At 61.1% G+C, this 18,179-nt stretch carries 17 protein-coding genes; 8 read left to right on the forward strand and 9 right to left on the reverse strand.

Annotation, left to right across the window (positions count from 1 at the left end; all coding sequences use genetic code 11):
- Window positions 1–69: 69 nt before the first annotated feature.
- Genes JQK88_RS20470 through JQK88_RS20480 form a run of 3 tightly spaced genes read right to left on the reverse strand, consistent with a single transcriptional unit; the run spans window position 70 to window position 3,100 of the window.
- On the reverse strand, window positions 70–900 hold the full coding sequence (locus tag JQK88_RS20470; RefSeq protein WP_203279265.1) for an ABC transporter ATP-binding protein: 831 nt from the start codon (window positions 898–900) through the stop codon (window positions 70–72).
- Window positions 897–1,679 (reverse strand): ABC transporter permease, encoded by a 783-nt coding sequence (locus JQK88_RS20475; RefSeq protein ID WP_203279266.1) that lies wholly within the window; start codon window positions 1,677–1,679, stop codon window positions 897–899. Before JQK88_RS20475 ends, JQK88_RS20470 begins: the two co-directional genes overlap by 4 nt.
- 8 nt (window positions 1,680–1,687) lie before the next feature.
- Window positions 1,688–3,100, reverse strand: a complete 1,413-nt coding sequence (locus JQK88_RS20480; RefSeq protein WP_203279267.1) for an ABC transporter substrate-binding protein — start codon at window positions 3,098–3,100, stop codon at window positions 1,688–1,690.
- A 324-nt stretch (window positions 3,101–3,424) separates the two neighbouring features.
- On the opposite strand from JQK88_RS20480, the gene JQK88_RS20485 reads away from it, so the two are divergent.
- Window positions 3,425–4,234, forward strand: coding sequence for a Crp/Fnr family transcriptional regulator (locus JQK88_RS20485; protein ID WP_246749942.1), 810 nt, complete (start codon window positions 3,425–3,427; stop codon window positions 4,232–4,234).
- Window positions 4,235–4,253: 19 nt separating this feature from the next.
- Here the strand turns inward: JQK88_RS20485 and JQK88_RS20490 are convergent, their stop codons facing one another.
- Genes JQK88_RS20490 through JQK88_RS20505 form a run of 4 tightly spaced genes read right to left on the reverse strand, consistent with a single transcriptional unit; the run spans window position 4,254 to window position 7,490 of the window.
- On the reverse strand, window positions 4,254–5,210 hold the full coding sequence (locus tag JQK88_RS20490; protein ID WP_203279268.1) for a HEAT repeat domain-containing protein: 957 nt from the start codon (window positions 5,208–5,210) through the stop codon (window positions 4,254–4,256).
- 1 nt (window position 5,211) lies between these two features.
- The gene (locus JQK88_RS20495) at window positions 5,212–5,445 is read right to left on the reverse strand and encodes a 4Fe-4S dicluster domain-containing protein (RefSeq protein WP_203279269.1); all 234 of its coding nucleotides are present in this window, start codon (window positions 5,443–5,445) and stop codon (window positions 5,212–5,214) included.
- 11 nt (window positions 5,446–5,456) lie between these two features.
- Complete coding sequence (locus JQK88_RS20500; protein WP_203279270.1) at window positions 5,457–7,193, reverse strand: fumarate reductase/succinate dehydrogenase flavoprotein subunit; 1,737 nt, start codon at window positions 7,191–7,193, stop codon at window positions 5,457–5,459.
- A 9-nt stretch (window positions 7,194–7,202) separates the two neighbouring features.
- Entirely contained in the window at window positions 7,203–7,490 is a 288-nt protein-coding gene (locus JQK88_RS20505) for a gamma-butyrobetaine hydroxylase-like domain-containing protein (protein ID WP_203279271.1), read from the reverse strand.
- A 371-nt stretch (window positions 7,491–7,861) separates the two neighbouring features.
- Between JQK88_RS20505 and JQK88_RS20510 the strand changes: the two genes are divergently transcribed.
- From JQK88_RS20510 to JQK88_RS20535, 6 genes are all read left to right on the forward strand, one after another.
- A complete protein-coding gene (locus tag JQK88_RS20510) occupies window positions 7,862–9,712 on the forward strand; it encodes a sensor domain-containing phosphodiesterase (RefSeq protein ID WP_203279312.1) in 1,851 nt (616 codons plus the stop codon).
- 77 nt (window positions 9,713–9,789) lie between these two features.
- Window positions 9,790–10,197 (forward strand): PAS domain-containing protein, encoded by a 408-nt coding sequence (locus JQK88_RS37505; protein WP_203279272.1) that lies wholly within the window; start codon window positions 9,790–9,792, stop codon window positions 10,195–10,197.
- Window positions 10,179–10,823 carry a GGDEF domain-containing protein gene (locus tag JQK88_RS20520; RefSeq protein ID WP_203279273.1) on the forward strand — a complete coding sequence of 215 codons (645 nt, stop codon included), beginning with the start codon at window positions 10,179–10,181 and terminating at the stop codon, window positions 10,821–10,823. Before JQK88_RS37505 ends, JQK88_RS20520 begins: the two co-directional genes overlap by 19 nt.
- A 204-nt stretch (window positions 10,824–11,027) precedes the next feature.
- Entirely contained in the window at window positions 11,028–12,950 is a 1,923-nt protein-coding gene (locus tag JQK88_RS20525; protein WP_312037307.1) for a sigma-54-dependent Fis family transcriptional regulator, read from the forward strand.
- Window positions 12,951–13,160: 210 nt separating this feature from the next.
- Window positions 13,161–14,231, forward strand: coding sequence for a 2,3-butanediol dehydrogenase (locus tag JQK88_RS20530; RefSeq protein ID WP_203279313.1), 1,071 nt, complete (start codon window positions 13,161–13,163; stop codon window positions 14,229–14,231).
- 25 nt (window positions 14,232–14,256) lie between these two features.
- Window positions 14,257–16,065 (forward strand): NAD(P)/FAD-dependent oxidoreductase, encoded by a 1,809-nt coding sequence (locus tag JQK88_RS20535; protein ID WP_203279275.1) that lies wholly within the window; start codon window positions 14,257–14,259, stop codon window positions 16,063–16,065.
- Here JQK88_RS20535 and JQK88_RS20540 read toward each other — a convergent pair.
- A complete protein-coding gene (locus tag JQK88_RS20540) occupies window positions 16,062–16,373 on the reverse strand; it encodes a hypothetical protein (RefSeq protein ID WP_312037308.1) in 312 nt (103 codons plus the stop codon). The two genes, JQK88_RS20535 and JQK88_RS20540, sit on opposite strands and share 4 nt — an antisense overlap.
- Window positions 16,374–16,612: 239 nt before the next feature.
- Here JQK88_RS20540 and JQK88_RS20545 point away from each other — a divergent pair, with 239 nt between their 5' ends.
- On the forward strand, window positions 16,613–16,966 hold the full coding sequence (locus tag JQK88_RS20545) for a hypothetical protein (RefSeq protein WP_203279276.1): 354 nt from the start codon (window positions 16,613–16,615) through the stop codon (window positions 16,964–16,966).
- Between the two features lie 579 nt (window positions 16,967–17,545).
- On the opposite strand, the gene JQK88_RS20550 is transcribed toward JQK88_RS20545, so the two are convergent.
- Complete coding sequence (locus JQK88_RS20550) at window positions 17,546–17,758, reverse strand: cold-shock protein (protein WP_019863204.1); 213 nt, start codon at window positions 17,756–17,758, stop codon at window positions 17,546–17,548.
- Window positions 17,759–18,179 lie beyond the last annotated feature (421 nt).

Genomic DNA, 18,179 nt, shown 5'->3' on the forward strand with positions numbered 1-18,179 from the left:
TGCGCTTGCAGGACGAGCTTCAAAGGATCGTCCGGCACGAGGGCCACGATGGCGGCTGTCGAGACTGCCTCACAAGCCCAAGGGAGAAAGCCGGGGCAAAGTATCCCCTGGCCTGTCGCGGTGAAGAAGATGCAGGCAATGCTGTTTCAGGCGCATGAACTCGCCCGAGGCGATGATCCCGGTCATGCGCGGCCTCTCGAAAGGCACGCTGATTTCCTCGTGGATCCGGCCGGGCTGCGCCTGCATGACGATGATCCGGTCGGCGAGCAGCAAGGCTTCGTCGATATCATGGGTGACGAATAGGATCGTCTTGCGGAATTGCTCCCAGATATCGAGCAGCAACTCCTGCATTCGAAGCCGTGTCAGGGCATCGAGCGCCCCGAAGGGCTCATCCATCAGCAGCAGCCGTGGCTGGTTGACGAGAACACGCGCGATCTCGACGCGTTGCTGCATGCCGCCGGACAGCTGGCCGGGATAGCGCCCAGCAAAACCGTTCAGACCGACGAGATCGAGCATTTTCTCCGCCTCGAGACGCCGCTGCCGGCGCTTGACGCCGCGCATCTTGAGGCCGAAAGCGACGTTGTCGCGCGCATTCTTCCACGGAAAGAGTGTGTGGTGCTGGAAAACGATACCGCGTTCCGGATGGGGGTCTTTTACGGGCTGCCCGTCGACCGAAAGGACGCCGGCAGCTGGCTTGATATGCCCCGCCAAGGCGCCGAGCAGGGTCGACTTCCCGCAGCCGGACGGCCCCAGAAGACAGACGAATTCTCCGGGAGAGACTTCGAAGCTCGCATCAGTGACGGCTTCGAACGCACTGCTGCCGCGACCGAGCCGGATCGAAACATGATTGGCCTCGATACGGCCCGTTGCCGCGCGAAAGCTGCGCTGATGGGTCGTCATTTGCTGTCCTTCGTGTGCCATGGAAGAAGTGCCGCCCCTGCCGCTCGCAAGAGGGCGCTGCTTCCCATGCCGAACAGCCCAATCAGGATCATGCCGACGATAATTTCAGGATAGTTTTGCAGCGTGTAGGATTCCCAGGTGTAGTAACCGATACCGAACTGGCCGGCGATCATCTCGGCTGTGACGAGACAAAACCAGGACGTGCCCATGCCGATGACCAGGCCCGTGACGATGTTTGGCGCCGCACCTGGAATAATGACCTCCAACAGCATCGCGGTCCGCGTGCTTCCAAGGCTGCGCGCAGAGGCGATCAGCCTTGGATCGACGCTTTCCACGCCATGGACGGTGTTGAGCAGGATCGGAAACAATGCGCCCGTAAAGGTGATGAAAATCATCGAGAGTTCCGACGACGAAAACATCAGAACCGCAAGCGGAATCCAGGCGACGGCCGGGATCGGCCGCAGGAGTTCGAGCGGGGCTTGCAGGAAATCGCCAAGCCACCGTGAGCGACCGATGACGAGGCCGAGGCCGATACCGATCACGGCGGCGATGCCAAAGCCCGCCAGAACCCTTTCCAGGCTGCTCGATATATGGGCAAAGAACTTGGGCGAGCGCAGGAACTCCAACGCTGCCGAGACGACATCCACGGGCAATGGCACATTCTCGAACGTGACAATGCCGAGATTCAGTCTGAGGCTCGATGCGATCTGCCAGAGAATGAGGCAGATGGCGAGGGATCCGGCCCGGCGCAACCAGCGCCCAAGGTGGAAACGCGTCATGGCCAGCCTCAATTGCTGGCCATGATCGAGGCCTTGGCGGCAGCGAAATCCAGCACCTTGCCACTATGATCCCTGGCCCATTTCTCGGCGGTTTCCTTCAGCAGGAAGGCGCTGACTTCGCCACCGTCGGCGCGCACGAACCAGGCCTGATTGCCGAGCAGCTTGATGCCGCTTTCACGGTCCTGCGCATAAAACACCCGGACCGGCTTCCCCTCACCTTCGATGGCCTTGAGCGCCTTGAATGCGTTCTGCGGCGACGCATAGTGTCGGACGAGTGGCTCACCCTGGACCCAGATCTCAGCAACGCGCTTGGGATCGCTGATCGCTTCACCGGAGGCAGCATCCTTGGCATTCAAAGGCAGCTGGGCATAGTTCTTGAGCGAGGCATCATAGTCGAGCCCAGACGCCTTGAATGCGGCCTTTATGAACCGGTCATCGACAAAGCTGTCCACGTCGAGCGACTGGTCGGTCTTTTTCAGGAGCCTCAAGGTATCGATCGCAGTGGCGACAGCCTGGCGGTATTCCGGCTTCCAGGTGAGATCACGGGTCTGAAGCCCGAGCGGTCCATGGAACAGGTATTCGACCTCAGCTTCGACACCCGTCACCTTGGCGATCAGCTCACTGTATTTCTCCGGCTCCTTGGCGATCAACTGATCGGCCTCGATTGCGGCGCGAAGATAGGCAACAACGATCTCGGGATATTTTTCGGCATAGTTGGCATCGACCAGAGCACCGTGGAAAGTGGGCGTCTTTGCCTGCGATCCGTCATAGATCTTGCGTGCGAAGCCGCGCCAGGGGAAGAGTTCGGCAAATGGGACAAAATCGGCATGCGCCTCGATCTGGTTTGCCTGGAGGGCCGAGCCGGCAACTTCAGGCGCCTGGGTGATGATCTTCACGTCGCTTTCGGCGTCCCAGCCCTGTGCCTTGACGGCCCGCAGCAGCATGCCGTGCGAGGTCGATGCGAATGGAACGGAGATGGTCTTGCCCTTGAGCTCCGAGAGCGACTGGATGGGCGAAGCGGTCGGCACGACAATGCCATTGCCGCTGCCGTTCACGCTGCCGGACAGCACGGTGATGAACAAGCTCCTTCCTCCGGCCTTGATATGGGCGAGACCGTTGAACGAGCCGGGGAAATCCGCCATCACGCCGAAATCAAGCTTTCCGGCGATCTGCTCATTGGTGATCGGCGCGCCGCTCGTGAAGTTCTTCCACTGGATATCATAGGTGACGTCCTTATACTTGCCGTCGTGCGGCAGATATTTGTCGAGCAGCTTCAACTCACGGATCAGCAATCCGCCCGTGGCGGTATTGATGGTGGTGTCCTGCGTGCCGATCGCCACGCGGATAGTTTCGGCATCCGCGGCAGAAGCGAATCCGGCCGCCATAAGGGCAAGGGCAGCCAAACGTGTGCGAACATTCATGGTCCTACCTCGTGATTTGATGCCGGTATTCGGCGGCTGAATTTGCTGACCCAGTGGCGATTGCCAAACCGCAGTCCGGCAAATTTATGTGATGGCCGAGCTGAAGGCAGAAGCAATTACTTGCACGGTTTCTGGTTGGTTTTGATCCCAGGCGTCGCGTCGATATTTAAATTCGTCTTGCTAAAACAAAAGGTTACGCTGTCGCCATTCGAAATGGGGACAAGAATCATCTAAGTCTGGCATGAACGGCGCAATTATATTCCTTTTTTGTCTATAGAATTTATATACTTTTTACGCGTTTTCATGACGCGCAAGGAGCCGGATATGAGCCTCGAAATGCTTTCGACCGATTTCGAAGCTGAGCGTAAGAAACATGAGCCGGTGCTCGAACTGCCCGAGCAGGTCGTTCTTCCCGGCGATCGGGCGCTCTTTCTCAGCGAAAGCGTGGAAGGGCTCGACGACGGTGCGCATTTTCTCGATACCCTGACATCAGACGAGTGGGCGAAACTGAGGGCGCATGGCCGACGTCTCGCTTTTGCGACCGGTCAGGCGATCTTCACCCAGGGCGACAGCCACGGTGGCATTTTCATCATCGAAAGCGGCAAGGTGCACGTCTTCTACACGGCCCCGTCAGGACGCGAAATCACCCTCGCCTACTGGACAGCGGGGCATTTCATTGGCGGCCCCGAAATGACCGGCGGTGGAATTCATATCTGGTCCGGAGAAGCATTGAGTGAATGCCGGATGCTGTTCATACCGGCCAGTGCGTTGAAGAAGCTCGTCGTCGAGCTTCCGAATTTCGCGCTCTGTCTTCTACAGGGACTTGCAGCGAAGGGCAGATGCTATTCGGCGATGGCTCAGATGCTCGGCACGCGTTCGGTGATCGAACGTTTGGCGCAGTTCCTGATGAATCTCGGTACCCTTCATGGCGTGCGCGACGGACGGGCAATCGTCATCAATGCCAAGGTGACGCATGACCAGATTGCGGCCATGGTCGGCTCCACACGCCAATGGGTGACGATGATGATGAAGCGCTTCCAGAAGGAAGGGCTGGTAACGGTGACACCACGCCATATCCGCATCGAACGTCCTCACAGCCTGATGGAAATGGTTTCGAAGCGCGCGGCGGGGTGAGACGGCGCTTCGGCTTCCACTAACCGAGCCGCGTTAGCGCCCAGCGAACGGTCTTGCGTACGTCCGGATCGGCGTCGCCGATATGCGCCATGAGAGAATCCCGCGACGATGGATCAGCGATTTCACCGAGCGCCGCCGCAGACTCCTTGCGCAGCGAAGCCATGTCGCTCGTCAACAGTTCGGAAATCTGCCGTACCGTCGATTGCGCCTTGAGCTTGCCAAGCGCATTCAGGCATTTTTGCCGAACCTGCCAGTATTCGTCGGAAAGGCCGGCGGTCAGTCCGTCGACGGCCGAGGTCTGGCCGATACGACCGAGCGATTCGGCCGCCGCGGCCCGCACCTGCCAGGTCTCATCGTCGAGGGCAGCCGTCACGGCGGCCGCTGCGGCGGGCTGGCTCGTGAAGGACAGGGCGTTGACCGCAACGGACCGAACGGTGGCATCGGCATCGCGCGTCGCGGCGACGAGGCACGGCAAGGTCTCTTCCAGCTTGAGATAGGCAACGACGCCGAGCGCCTGCGCGCGCACATTGGCATCCTCATCCCGCATCGCCGCCAGAGCGGGGCCGAGTGCCCCACGCGAACGCAACGCTTTCAGCCCGCGAAAACCCGCAGCCCGGACGAAGGCGCGCCCATGACTGACGAGCGGCAGAATGGATTCAGCTGCCGCCGGATCCTTCAGTTCAGCAAGGCTATCGGCTGCCGCCTGGGCCACCGTCAAATCCTGATCCGCCACTAGGCGGGCAAGGCCCGCAGCCGCCTCAACGGCGTCGAACTCGGACAATGCGATCGCCAGCTGCAAACGCACTGTCGCGTCGGGGTCGGCAACTGCGGTCAGGAGATGCGGCAGCACATCCGCGCTCGCCGTCTCGGCAAGGTCGATCACGGCAAGCCGTCGCACGGCCGCGTCAGCATCGTTCAGACGCTCGCCGATTTCCTCGATGTCGCCAAAATCTTCGAAGGGATCGAAAGCAGTCATGTCAGCGCAACAGATAGGGGATGTTGACGGTTACAGCGCCGGTCGGACAATCCTTCTCGCACGGCATGCAGTACCAGCACTCGTCGAATTTCATATGGGCTTTGCCAGTGAGATCGCTGATGCGCAGGACATCCAGTGGGCAGACATCGACGCAGACCGTGCAACCCTTGTCGGCGATGCATTTCGCCTCGTCCACGACGACGGGAACTGTTGTGGGTGAAAACGCAAGCGGCACGGCTTTCCTCGTCAGGCTTGATTGGAAACGCGCAGACGGTCATAGGCCGTCCGCTCCTCGTTTTCGATCGGAACGATGTAGGGTTGGATGGGCCGCTTCTCAGAAACCAGGCGGCCGTCGACCTTGCGAAGAAGCGTATGGCAGAACCAGTTGTCGTCATCCTTTTTGGGATAATCGACGCGGTTGTGATAGAGCCCCCAGCGGCTCTCCGTCCGGAAGAGCGAGGCATGCGCCGCCATGTCGGCGCAGTCGAGAATGGACGACACTTCGAGTGAACGCATCAGTTCATGCGCGTTGCGTGCGACAAGGGCGGTTTCGAGATCATCCCTGACCTCGGCGAGTCGCGCCTGGCCGATCCGCATTCTGGCCGTCACCTTGGGCGGCTGCAGATAGTCGTTGACCAGCCGCCTGGTCTTGTATTCCAGCTGGTTGGGCGGGATGCCGTCTTCACGCCGCGTCGGTGCCAACACGCGTTTGCGCTCCGCCTTGACGAACTCGCTGTCGAAATCCGGAAGGTCGGTTTCCAGCGCGACTTCGGCAGCGTGCTCGCCGGCGACGGCTCCGTTGGTGAAGGCGCCGAGCATATAGTTGTGGGGCACGCTCGCCATGTCGCCCGCGGCGTACAGGCCCGGCACCGTGGTCCGGGCGAATTCATCGACGAAAACGCCCGACGCGCTGTGACCCGAACAGAAGCCGATTTCGGAAATGTGCATTTCGATCATCTTTTCGCGGTAATCGGTGCCCCGCGCCTGATGGAACCTGCCGCGCGACGGGCGCTCGACCTTGTGCAGGATCTCTTCGATCTCGCCGACCGTGTCGGCATGAAGGTGGTTGAGCTTTAGGAACACCGGCCCCTTGCCCGACTGTAGTTCGTTGTAGAATTCCTGCATCATCTGTCCCGACCAGTAGTCGCTTTCGATGAAGCGGTTGCCTTCACTGTTGGCAGTATAGGCTCCGAACGGACCGGCCACGTAAGCGCAAGCCGGGCCGTTATAGTCCTTGATCAGCGGATTGATCTGATAGCATTCGAGATTCGCGAGCGCGGCACCCGCATGATAGGCCATGGCATAACCGTCACCGGAATTGGTCGGATTCTCATAGGTTCCGAAGAGATAGCCGGAATGCGGCAATCCGAGCCGGCCCGCCGCGCCCATGCACAGGATCACGGTCTTGGCGCGCAGCACGAGGAATTCAGCCGTGCGCGTGTTCACAGCAGTGGCGCCCGCGATCCTGCCGTCGCTGGCGGTCAACAGGCGCGTTGCCATGAAGCGGTTGGAGACCAATATCCTTTCGCGCTTGATCTGCCGGTAGAGCGCCTTCTTGACGGTATCGCCATTCGGCATCGGCAGCACATAGGTTCCGAGATGGTGGACCTTCTTCAGGTCGAAATCGCCATTGGCGTTCTTCTGGAAACGGATGCCGAAACGGTCAAGTTCCTGGATGATGTCATAGCAGCGCGAGGCATATTTGAAGACCGGCGCCTGATCGACAATGCCGTCATTGGCGATCGTGATCTCCTTGGTGTATTGCTCGGGTGTCGCATATCCTGGGACGACGGCGTTGTTCAGCCCGTCCATGCCCATGCAAATAGCTCCCGAACGCTTCACATTGGCCTTTTCGAGCAGGACGACATTCAGAGCGGGATTTTTCTGCTTCGCCTTGAGCGCCGCCATCGGTCCGGCTGTGCCGCCGCCGATCACCAGCACATCGCAGGTGACTTCCGACAGCCCTTCGACAAAATTATCCATTCTCGTTCCTCACGCCGCAGAATCGGCGATTTCGCGCAAATAGCTCCAGGGATAGATGCCCCGCTCGTGCCCGTCCGAGAAAACCAGACGTATGGCATAGGAACCGATCGCCTCTGCGCCCGTCACGGTGACGGTCTCGAACGAATGTACGTTACCATCGATGTCCGCCCGCACCTGCTGTGCCGCCCGGCTGCGCGCCCGCAGCATGGACGCCGGGATGAGCGAGACCGCGCCGTCATTCCATGTAACGGAGAGAAGGGTGCGCGCGGCAGTGACCTTGAGCTCAAGAGGTATCACGGCGTTCCCTGATGGTTCGCCCCATCTTAGGGATCAGCGGAACATGGACACGCAATAAATTGCCTGCGTCCAGCATGCTTATTGAAACCGCGATAAGTCCGGCATGCCGCATTGCGTTTGAGGGAGGCTTCGAACCGACAGCCTCGCCTTTGCACTTACGTGAAAATCCGTGGACCTGCATCCGCCTTTCTCGGCCATCTGCATCCCAACTGCCTTCTGCCTCTGATCAATGAGCCCTGGCCCCGGTTTGTCAGTGGCGAAAGATAACACTTATAAAGGATTACCTGACATCGTCATCTTGTGCACTGTGCCTCATCAGGGTGATTTCACCAGGAATGCTGCAGGGCACTTAGGGACCGTATTGGCGGGTTATCGTGCTCCATCTCCAGAACAATATTCTCGAAATGATCGCCAGGGGCGAAACGCTCGAAGCGACGACGGACCGTCTTTGCCACCAGATCGAGAAACTGTTGCCGGGCGTCAGATGTTCCGTTCTGCGCGTTGACGGTAACGGGTTGTTGCATCCCCTCCCAGGTTCCAGCTTCCCGAATGAATATATGGCTCTTCTCGAAGGCCTGATGATCGGCCCGCTTGTGGGCTCCTGCGGCAGTGCGGCCTATCTCGGAAAAGCCGTGGCTGTGAAGGACATCGCGACCGACCCGCGCTGGGCCAGCTTCAAGGAGCCCGTTCTGGCGCTGGGCCTGAAGGCCTGCTGGTCGAGCCCGATCTGCGACGCCGCGGGCGTTGTGCTCGGCACCTTTGCCCTGTACTTTACGGAGAAGCGCGGCCCCACCCCGCGCGAGGAAGAGGTCGTCGCCTCGTGTACCTCCCTATGCGCCATCGCGCTTGAGCGTCACCGGCGGGTCATAGAGCGAGAGCACGGCGCCTATGTCGATGCCCTCACCAACCTGCCGAACCGGGCAAGTTTGGACGTCGCCCTGGAGCGGCTGTCCTTTGGCCAACCTAGCGCCTGGGCGGTCCTGATCATCGACCTCGACAACCTGAAGACCATCAACGACACCTTCGGCCATGCGGCCGGCGATGCTTTGCTACAGGCGGTGGGGTCACGTCTCGCCGAAAGCGTAGCGCCTGACCGTGTGTTTCGCATGGGCGGCGACGAGTTCGTCGTAATCCTTCAGCGAGCTGGCGCGCCCGCCGGCATCGAGAGCACGGCACGTCATATTCTCGACACTCTGGCTGTGCCCGCCGACTGCGACGGGCACATGATCCTGGCACAGGCCACCATTGGCGGCGCAGTGCTGTCGGCGGGGGACATCGATGCGAAAAGCGTGCGCCAAAACGCCGATTTCGCGCTCTACCACGCCAAGGAAACTTCGCGAGGTGGCTTCGTGCTGTACTCGCCGGGAATCGGCAGCGCAATCAAGACCCGGATCGAGGTGATCCGCGATGTTGACGTGGCTTTGCGCGAAGGCCGGATCGACGCGTTCTACCAGCCGATCCTGCGGCTCGACACCCGCGCGATCGTCGGCATGGAGGCCCTCTGCCGCCTTCGCAAGCCGGATGGCGAGGTCGTTTCCGCCGCTGCGTTTCACCAGGCGACGTCCGATGTCAGCGTCGCTTCGAATCTGACGGAACGCATGATAGCGATCGTCGCAGCCGACGCGCGCTCGTGGCTGGATCAAGGTATTCCGTTGCAGCATGTCGGCATCAACATTACCTCAGCTGATTTTCATAGCGGCACGCTTTACGCGCGTCTCGAAGCCGCCTTCGGCCGCGAGAACGTTCCGTTGAAGCACATCATTTTGGAGGTCACGGAGTCGGTCTATCTCGGCCAGCGCGATCCGGTCGTGGCTCGAGAGATCAAGGCGTTGCGGGCCCATGGCCTGCGTGTCGCACTCGATGATTTCGGAACCGGCTTCGCTTCGCTCACGCATCTGCTGACGGTGCCGGTCGATATCGTCAAGATCGACAAATCCTTCATTGATCGCCTTGTCCAGGGAGATCCGAGCCTGGCGATCGTCGAGGGCTTGGTCGGCATCGCTCGCAAGCTCGACATCCAGGTCATCGCCGAAGGCATCGAGAACGAAGCCCAGGCCGTTTTACTTGCGGAGATCGGGTGCCAGCTCGGTCAGGGATATCTGTTTTCGCAAGCGGTACCACGTCAGATAGCGAAAGGCCTTTTGAAGCGGTTCGGGCAACCACCTGCTGAGGAGACCAGGGTAGCGAGCGGCATAGCGAACCCAATCGATCTGATCGCCTGACGGAAATCCCTTGGCTTGATCAGCCGATAAAGAACGCTGCGGCACCCCGCGAAAAAGAGTCCGGAAAGGAAACAAATATGCGCCTGCCATCCGCGTCACAGTTTATTCGCAAGGCTTTTGGTCGCGTTGGATCCGGGCAATCACCGGCTGGCCTGGCTATCCGTTCGGACCTTCTTCCGGAGGAACCGAATTTCCGGATGCTCACTGAGAACAGCGGTGACGTCATCATGCAACTCGGACCGGACACGAAGGCACGCTACGTTTCACCGTCATGCACCCGACTTCTGGGATGGCTGCCGGAGGAAATGGTGGGGCATGGTCCGGAGGTGTTCGTCCCGCCGGAGCATCTTCAAAACATCGCTGCGGCAGCCGCGCTCTTGCTTGCCGGCGCAGATGAAGGCGAGCCGCTGCGATCGAGATCCGGCGCAAGGATGGGGAAACTGTCTGGGTGGAGAGCTAGGCGCGCATGGTCCGTGATCCCCTAACTGGCGTTCCGGGCGACTTCGTGCTGATCATGAGAGATATAACAGAACGCAAACGGCTCGAAGAGCAACTCCGCTCGCTTGCGATGACGGACGGGCTGACCGGCCTGGGCAACCGCCGAGCCTTCGACGAGACCTTGGACAGGGAATGGCGACGCACCGTTGGCAGCGCTGGACAGATGTCCTTGTTGTTGCTCGATATCGATCGATTCAAAGGCTTTAACGACAAATACGGTCATCAGGTAGGCGATGATTGTCTTCGTGCCGTCGCTGCCGCAATACGAGACGTGCTTGATCGTCCTGGGGATCTGGCGTCGCGATACGGAGGGGAAGAACTCGCCGTCATCTTGCCTGATACCGATAGCGAGGGAGCGCTTGAAATAGCGGAACGGCTGAGGCTCTCAATCGAAAATCTCGGCCTGCCTCATGACGGCAATCTGGAAGGCGGCGGACGCGTCACAGTCAGCATTGGTTCAGCGACCGCGCTGTCGCGATCGGGCGGGACGATCAGGATGCCGGAAGGCCTGCTTCTCGCCGCCGACACCGCCCTTTACAAGGCCAAGCACAAAGGCCGAAACCGCGTCGAGGTCGCACTGCTGCTCGCCTCGGAAGGTCCCGACGCGGCCTGATCAAAGGCCGTTACAGCCTCGCGCATCGACTCAGCCAAAGGTCTCGATTTCGTTGGCCTGGGCCATAAGCAAGCATTGGGTGCGGCTGGGTGTTTTCGACTGCCTGTGAGGTCGGCTCCGTTACGCGCTACCATAGTACAGTTGAGCCCATGCCGTTGACGCACCACTATGCCGGGCTATCGACGTTGCCTGGGAGGAGGACGCGTGGCTGGCGAACGGGAGCATATCCGCGAGATAGAGCAGGTCCTGTCCGGCGGGCGATCGGCCCGCGACGATGTCGTGGTCAAGTCCTGGCTGCGTTGTGTCGACACCCACCGGCTCGATCCGGCCCGGCCCACGGAAGCCTATATCGTCCCCGATACCCAGTTGCGCGAACATCGCGAGCAGTCCGAGAGACTGATCGCCATCGCCCGCAGCGGCCTGGAAACGCTTTTCAAGCAGGTGGCGGGCCAGAACTACGTGCTGCTGCTGGCAAACGCCAAGGGCGTCACCGTCGACTTCCTCGGTGATCCGCTGTTCATGGACCAGTTGCGCACGGCGGGGCTTTATCTTGGCTCCGAATGGTCCGAAAGCCGCACCGGAACCTGCGGCGTCGGCTCCTGCATCGTCACCGGCGAGGCGATGACGATCCATCAGACCGACCATTTCGATACGACGCATACGCCGCTCTCCTGCACCGCCGCGCCGATCTTCGACACCAATGGCGCCCTGGCTGCCGTGCTCGACATTTCCCTGCTGCGCTCCCCCCAACCGAAAGTCAGCCAGAATCTGGCGCTGCATCTGGTGACGGCCTCCGCGCGACGCATCGAACTCGCCAATCTGATGGCGCAGATGCACTCTGAATGGGTGCTGCGCTTTTCCCGTTCGCCGGAGTTCCTCGACGTCGACCCCGAGGCAGCCATCGCCCTCGATGCCTCGGGCCGTATCCTCGGCACGACGCGTGGCGGAGCGCTGCTGCTGGCGCAGGCCGGGGGTGTCGACTGGAGGTACTCGCCTTTGCCGGTCGGTCAGCCGATCTCGCGCTACCTGGATATAGGTGTCGACGACTTGCCGAGCCTGACACGCGGCCGCCCGACCGAGGAGCGGCTGGTCTTCGGCCACAGCGGCAGCGCCCTGTTCGCGCATGCCATCGAGCCGCAGCCGCCAACCGGGCGCCGCGCTCCCGTCGAGGCGGTGCCGAAACCGATCAGCGAACTTTCGGGCGGCGATCCGGCGATGGCGGCCATGCAGGTGCGAGCCGCGAAGCTGGCCCGCACGACCATTCCGATCCTGATCCATGGCGAGACCGGCTCCGGCAAGGAATATCTCGCCCGCGCGATACACGACTGCTCGCAACGCGCCGGCCCGTTCGTCGCCATCAATTGTGCTGCTATCCCCGAGCATCTGATCGAGAGCGAACTGTTTGGTCATATTGCCGGCGCCTTCACCGGGGCAGCCGCCAGGGGGCGCAAGGGATTGATCGAAGGCGCCGACGGCGGCACGCTCTTCCTCGACGAGATCGGCGACATGCCCTTGCATCTGCAATCCCGGCTGCTCAGGGTGATCGCCGAACGCGAATTGGTCCCGGTTGGCGGCATTGAGCCGCGACAGGTCGACATAAAGATCATTTCGGCCTCGCACCATGATCTGCGCAAGCTGGTGGCTGAAGGGCGTTTCCGCGAGGATCTGTTCTACCGGCTGAACGCCGCCTCGCTAACCTTGCCTGCGCTGCGCGAGCGCACCGATTTCGAATGGCTGCTGGACCGGCTGATGGATCAACGCGCGCGCCTTGCCGGCCGGACGGCGAGACTGTCGCCGGCGGCGCGCCTGGCGCTGATCCGTCACCGCTGGCCCGGCAACGTCCGCGAACTCGCAAACGCCATCGATCTGGCGGTAACGCTTTGCGAGGGCGAGATGATTGAGCCTGCCGACCTGCCCGACTTCGCCTTGCCGTATCTGGTACCGCCAGCGCCACCCGCCCGCCTGGTTGCGCTGCGTGCTCCGTCGCCCGAGGGCGAGCGCGCGGCGCTGCTGGATGCCCTCGTGGCCGTGGGCTGGAACATCTCCGAGGCTGCACGGCGGCTCGGCGTCGACCGCACGACGGTCCATCGCCGCATGAAACGGCTGCGGCTGGACGCGCCGAACTAGTGTGGCGTGCACTGTGGCGCGCTATGGCGCACGCCACACCGCTGCAACAGGGCGCGACAGCAGAAATCGTTACACGCCACTGATTTTACTACGATTTCTGACCCAGCGTGGTTGGCATGCTGCTTGCTGTCTGTTCCAGGTACCCAGATGGAACTTGGAGGAGAAGCCATGACACAGAACGCCGTCAATCTCGCGGCCACGGCGCGAAGCATGCAAGCTTTGCGCTTTCATGCCGCCAGGGATTTGCGCATCGAGGACATCCCCCGGCCAACAAAGCCGGGACCAGGACAGGTCATCGTCCGCAACAGGTTTGTCGGAATCTGCGGAACCGACCTGCATGAATACAGTTACGGGCCGATCTTCATACCGACGGAGCCTCATCCGTTTACCGGTGTCAGCGGCGTGCAGGTGCTCGGACATGAGTTCGGCGGCGTGATCGAAGCGGTCGGCGAAGGCGTGACATCCGTTTCGGTCGGCGACCGCGTGGCCGTCCAGCCGCTGATCATGCCGCGCTCGGGAGACTATTACGCCTCGCGCGGCCTGTACCATCTGTCCGACAAGCTTGCCCTGGCGGGCCTGAGCTGGATTGGCGGTGGCATGGCGGAAGCCGCGTTGCTCAACGACTACAATGTCGAGCGCATTCCAGCCGAAATGTCCGACGAGGAAGCGGCCCTGGTGGAGCCGACGGCGGTCGCCGTCTATGCCTGCGACCGCGGCGGCGTGACCGCGGGCAACTCGGTGCTGATTACGGGAGCCGGCCCGATCGGCATCCTGACGATGCTGGCCGCCCGCGCCGCGGGCGCGACACAGCTGTTCATCTCGGACCTCAACGATACCAGGCTGGAGATGGCGCGTTCGATCCAGCCCGGCGTAGTGACCCTCAATCCGAAGCGCGACAAGGTCGATGAGGCGGTGCGCGCCGCCAGCGAAGGCGGCGTCGGCTGCGATGTCGCCATCGAATGCGTCGGCAACGAGCATGCGCTGAAAGCCTGCCTCGCGGCGGTGCGCAAGCAAGGTGTCGTCGTGCAGACCGGCCTGCATCCGCACGAGAACCCGCTCGACTGGTTCCAGGTCACGTTCAAGGACGTCGATATCCGCGGCTCCTGGGCCTATCCGACGCATCTGTGGCCACGCGTCATCCGCCTCATCAGCTCGGGACAGCTGCCTGCGGCCAAGGTGATCACCAGGCGCATACGCCTTGCGGAGGCGGTGTCCGACGGCTTCGACGCCCTGCTCGATCCAGCCGGGACGCAACTCAAAATCTTGATCGACCTTTCCTGATCAATCTGACAACCGGAGGAGAACCATGCTCGAGAGAACCCCCACCACAAAGGCGCAAGCGCTGCTCGACAAGTTCGGCAAGGCGCTGGAGACCAGTGACATCGACGCCGCCGTCAATTGCTTCCAGGCGGACTGCTACTGGCGCGACCTCGTCACCTTCACCTGGAACCTGAGAACGATGGAAGGCCGGGGCCAGGTCCGCGACATGCTGACGGGGACCCTGGCCGGGACCAAGCCTACCGGCTGGAGGGTGGCCGAAGGCGAGGAGGCGACCGAGGCGGACGGCGTCACCACCGCCTGGATCACCTTCGAGACCAAGGTGGCGCGCGGCTATGGCCTGGTACGGTTCAAGGGCGACCTGATCTGGACCTTGCTCACCACCATGACCGAACTGAAGGGCCACGAGGAAAAAGCTGGCTTCACCCGCCCGCTCGGCGCCAAGCATGGCCACGGCAAGGACAGGAAATCGTGGCGCGAGGAGCGTGACGATGAGATCGCCGAACTCGGCCGTACCAAGCAGCCCTACGTCGTGATCATTGGCGGCGGCCAGGGCGGCATCGCGCTCGGCGCCCGCCTGCGCCAGCTCGGCGTGTCAGCCATCATCATCGAGAAGAACGAACATCCAGGCGATTCCTGGCGCAAGCGCTACAAGTCGCTCTGCCTGCATGATCCGGTCTGGTACGACCATTTGCCCTATATCGACTTCCCCAAGAACTGGCCGGTCTTCGCGCCAAAAGACAAGATCGGCGACTGGCTGGAAATGTACACCAGGGTCATGGAGCTGAATTACTGGAGCTCGACCACGGCCAAGAAGGCCAGCTATGACGAGAAGGCGAAGGAATGGACCGTCGTCGTCGAGCGCGACGGCGAGGAAATCACCCTCAAGCCGAAGCAGCTGGTGCTCGCCACCGGCATGTCCGGCAAGGCGAACTGGCCGAAATACAAGGGCCAGGACATCTTCAAGGGCGAGCAGCAGCATTCCTCGACCCATCCCGGTCCGGACAAGTACCGCGGCAAGAAGGTCGTCGTCATCGGATCCAACAACTCCGCCCACGACATCTGCGCAGCGCTGTGGGAGGCAGGCGCCGACGTGACCATGGTGCAGCGTTCCTCCACCCACATCGTCAAGTCCGATACGCTGATGGATATTGGCCTCGGCGCGCTCTATTCGGAGCAGGCGGTGGAGAATGGCATGACGACGCGCAAGGCCGACCTGATCTTCGCCTCCCTGCCCTACCGCATCATGCACGAGTTCCAGATCCCGCTTTACGAGCAGATGAAGGAACGCGACGCGAAGTTCTACGCGGATCTGGAAAAGGCCGGCTTCCTGCTCGACTGGGGCGACGACGGCTCGGGCCTGTTCATGAAATACCTGCGCCGGGGTTCGGGCTACTATATCGATGTCGGCGCTTGCGATCTCGTCATCGACGGCTCGATCAAGCTCAAAAGCGGGCCAGGTGCCGCCGTGCAGGAACTGACGCAAACCGGCGTCAAATTCGCCGACGGCACCGAATTGCCGGCCGATCTGGTCATCTACGCCACCGGCTATGGTTCGATGAACGGCTGGGCCGCGGACCTCATCTCGCAGGAGGCGGCGGACAAAGTCGGCAAGGTCTGGGGCCTTGGCTCCAACACCGCCAAGGATCCCGGCCCCTGGGAAGGCGAGCAGCGCAACATGTGGAAGCCGACCCAGCAGGAAGCGCTGTGGTTCCATGGCGGCAATCTCCACCAGTCGCGGCACTATTCGCAATATCTGTCACTGCAGCTGAAGGCCAGGCAGGTCGGTCTGCCGACCCCGGTCTATGGATTGCAGCAGGTGCACCACAAGGCCTAACCGGCAATCCCCGGGAGGGTTTGCCATCCTGCTTCTGCAATGAGAAAGACCCCGCGTGGCATGTCCGGCGCGCGGGGCCTTCGTTTCAGTCTCGCATCATCACACCCCGCGCCTTGGCCCAGCGCTCGATGATCTTGCGCTCGTCGGGCAAAGGCGACACGGTTGGAGAAACCGCGCACCTGCACCGCACGGTTCTGCGGATCGAGTCCGATCGTCAGCAACCGCTCGATCTTGCCGAGTACCGTGCGCCGCAGCACCCAGATCGCGGCCTTGCTGGCGATGCATTTGGCAGCGTTATGTCGAGACACAATGATGCATCGCCCTGCTCTCACGGCCAACGTGTTGGTAAGTTTCGGCTGCTACTATCCGTTCCCATATGGATACCGAAACGAGCCCTATCCCTATTGTCGACAACGCCCAGTGGCCTCGGGCTCACATGGCTGCAAACGCATGGCGTGGACGTTGCCTCGATATATTTGCGCGAAGCGAGGCCGCCGTTAGTGAGACGCTTTTGGTGCTAGCGAATACATCGCAGCGTGGCACTGTCGTGAAACTGCCCCATCTGGTCGGGCAACGGTTCGAAGAATTGGCAACTTTGACCGGACCAGCCGGAGCCTTCGCTTTGGAAGGAAAGGCATCCGCAGCAGCACTATCGGCCTTCCGCACCCATGAGGGCCTGCGCACGTCGCTGGGCCACGGTGTCGGCAAAGTCGTGCTCGACCAACGAGGGGGTTGGTTGCTCGTCTTGCGAACGCTTGCCTTCCGATCAAAGCAACCGCAACGTACGGTCCTTGTTATCGAAGAGAACGAAGCTGAAGAAACAGTCAAATCACTCCAAGCCGCTGGGCAGCGGCTCCTTTCGGAACTAGGAAATTTGCGGCATGCCCTCGGCCCGAGCTGAACCGGAGCGACGACATGGCCGATGATCTCTCTCAGAAGTTGGAACTGGCACGGATGCGCGCAAGAGAACCGCGCGGGCCAGTACGCCACGACTGCGGCGCTCGCTCGATTACAGGAAGACGCAAAGCAAAATCTAGGTGGGGCAATCCTTGAGCTGGCCGAATCTGGGAGAGGCGATCAGATGGTTGCGGGCTTCCGCCGGTGGCTCGACCGTTACCTTGCCCGGCCCCAGGACCGTCGGGTTCTCCGCGATACGCCGTTTGCTGCGAGAGAGTAGTGAACTCTGGATCGATCCAATGATTTCAATTGCTTACTGATCGTTTTGTAACATTGTGACGATCGGCAGCGTGATTTAAGATACGCCCTGGAGCGCGCAGCTGCCATAGGCACAATCTGCGCACAGAACATGAAAAGGCGGGGGTACCCCAATCCGCCTTCCCTTCCAAAGCTTCGTTTCTAATTCGCGCGGGCCTGCAGCAATCTGCTGTTCCAGCATTCCCGGTCCATTTTCTCGTCCGCCCTTATTGAGCGACAGCACATCCTGGGCGTACTGCGTCCATCCTGCTGTTGCAGAGAAAGTTCAGCCAGCTTTGCTGAGGCTGCCGGCGGAAGACTTGCCAGTGCGGCGGTCCTGTTCGATCTCATAATTGATCTTCTGGCCGTCAGTGAGGGTGGAGAGCCCCGCGCGTTCGACAGCGGAAATGTGGACGAAAACGTCCTGACCGCCATTGTCAGGCTGAATAAATCCAAATCCCTTGGTGCTATTGAACCATTTCACGGTTCCAGTCGCCATATGCGTATCCCTTGTAAAGTTTTGCTACATATTTTGGTTCGGTGATCATGCCGGCCGGCTCACAGTATAACGCAGCAAATGCGAAAGAGCGCAAGGCCCGGAGCGACACGCTGGGGTAAGCGCTTAGTGCAGCCAGTTGGACCGGCCGAGGCAAAGCGGCAGTCGCGCCACCCATGACATCCGGTATGCCGAGCTGCAGGTCCATCAGCAGCATGAATCAGTCGCCGCGGTGACCGATTCCAAAAATGCGTTGGACGCGTCTGACATACTCGGGAATATGGGAGTATGGACGAGGGCGGCGACCATCTTCATTGCATTCTGCATATTCTGCGGCTGTTCTAACTAGCTTGCGTTCCATCTAGAACCGACCTCCGAGGACGATCTGCCAGGGGCGCGAGGGCCGATACCAACAGCCGGCCAG

It is taken from the genome of Mesorhizobium caraganae (assembly GCF_016836705.1).
GTDB classification, from domain to species: domain Bacteria; phylum Pseudomonadota; class Alphaproteobacteria; order Rhizobiales; family Rhizobiaceae; genus Mesorhizobium; species Mesorhizobium caraganae.

Coding starts and splice junctions, on each gene's coding strand:
- JQK88_RS20485 (WP_246749942.1), top strand. CDS start 3,425: ATGAGCCTCGAAATGCTTTCGACCGATTTCGAAGCTGAGCGTAAGAAA.
- JQK88_RS20475 (WP_203279266.1), bottom strand. CDS start 1,679: ATGACGCGTTTCCACCTTGGGCGCTGGTTGCGCCGGGCCGGATCCCTC.
- JQK88_RS20535 (WP_203279275.1), top strand. CDS start 14,257: ATGCTCGAGAGAACCCCCACCACAAAGGCGCAAGCGCTGCTCGACAAG.
- JQK88_RS20530 (WP_203279313.1), top strand. CDS start 13,161: ATGCAAGCTTTGCGCTTTCATGCCGCCAGGGATTTGCGCATCGAGGAC.
- JQK88_RS20480 (WP_203279267.1), bottom strand. CDS start 3,100: ATGAATGTTCGCACACGTTTGGCTGCCCTTGCCCTTATGGCGGCCGGA.
- JQK88_RS20500 (WP_203279270.1), bottom strand. CDS start 7,193: ATGGATAATTTTGTCGAAGGGCTGTCGGAAGTCACCTGCGATGTGCTG.
- JQK88_RS20490 (WP_203279268.1), bottom strand. CDS start 5,210: ATGACTGCTTTCGATCCCTTCGAAGATTTTGGCGACATCGAGGAAATC.
- JQK88_RS20470 (WP_203279265.1), bottom strand. CDS start 900: ATGACGACCCATCAGCGCAGCTTTCGCGCGGCAACGGGCCGTATCGAG.
- JQK88_RS20550 (WP_019863204.1), bottom strand. CDS start 17,758: ATGGCGACTGGAACCGTGAAATGGTTCAATAGCACCAAGGGATTTGGA.
- JQK88_RS20520 (WP_203279273.1), top strand. CDS start 10,179: ATGGTCCGTGATCCCCTAACTGGCGTTCCGGGCGACTTCGTGCTGATC.
- JQK88_RS37505 (WP_203279272.1), top strand. CDS start 9,790: ATGCGCCTGCCATCCGCGTCACAGTTTATTCGCAAGGCTTTTGGTCGC.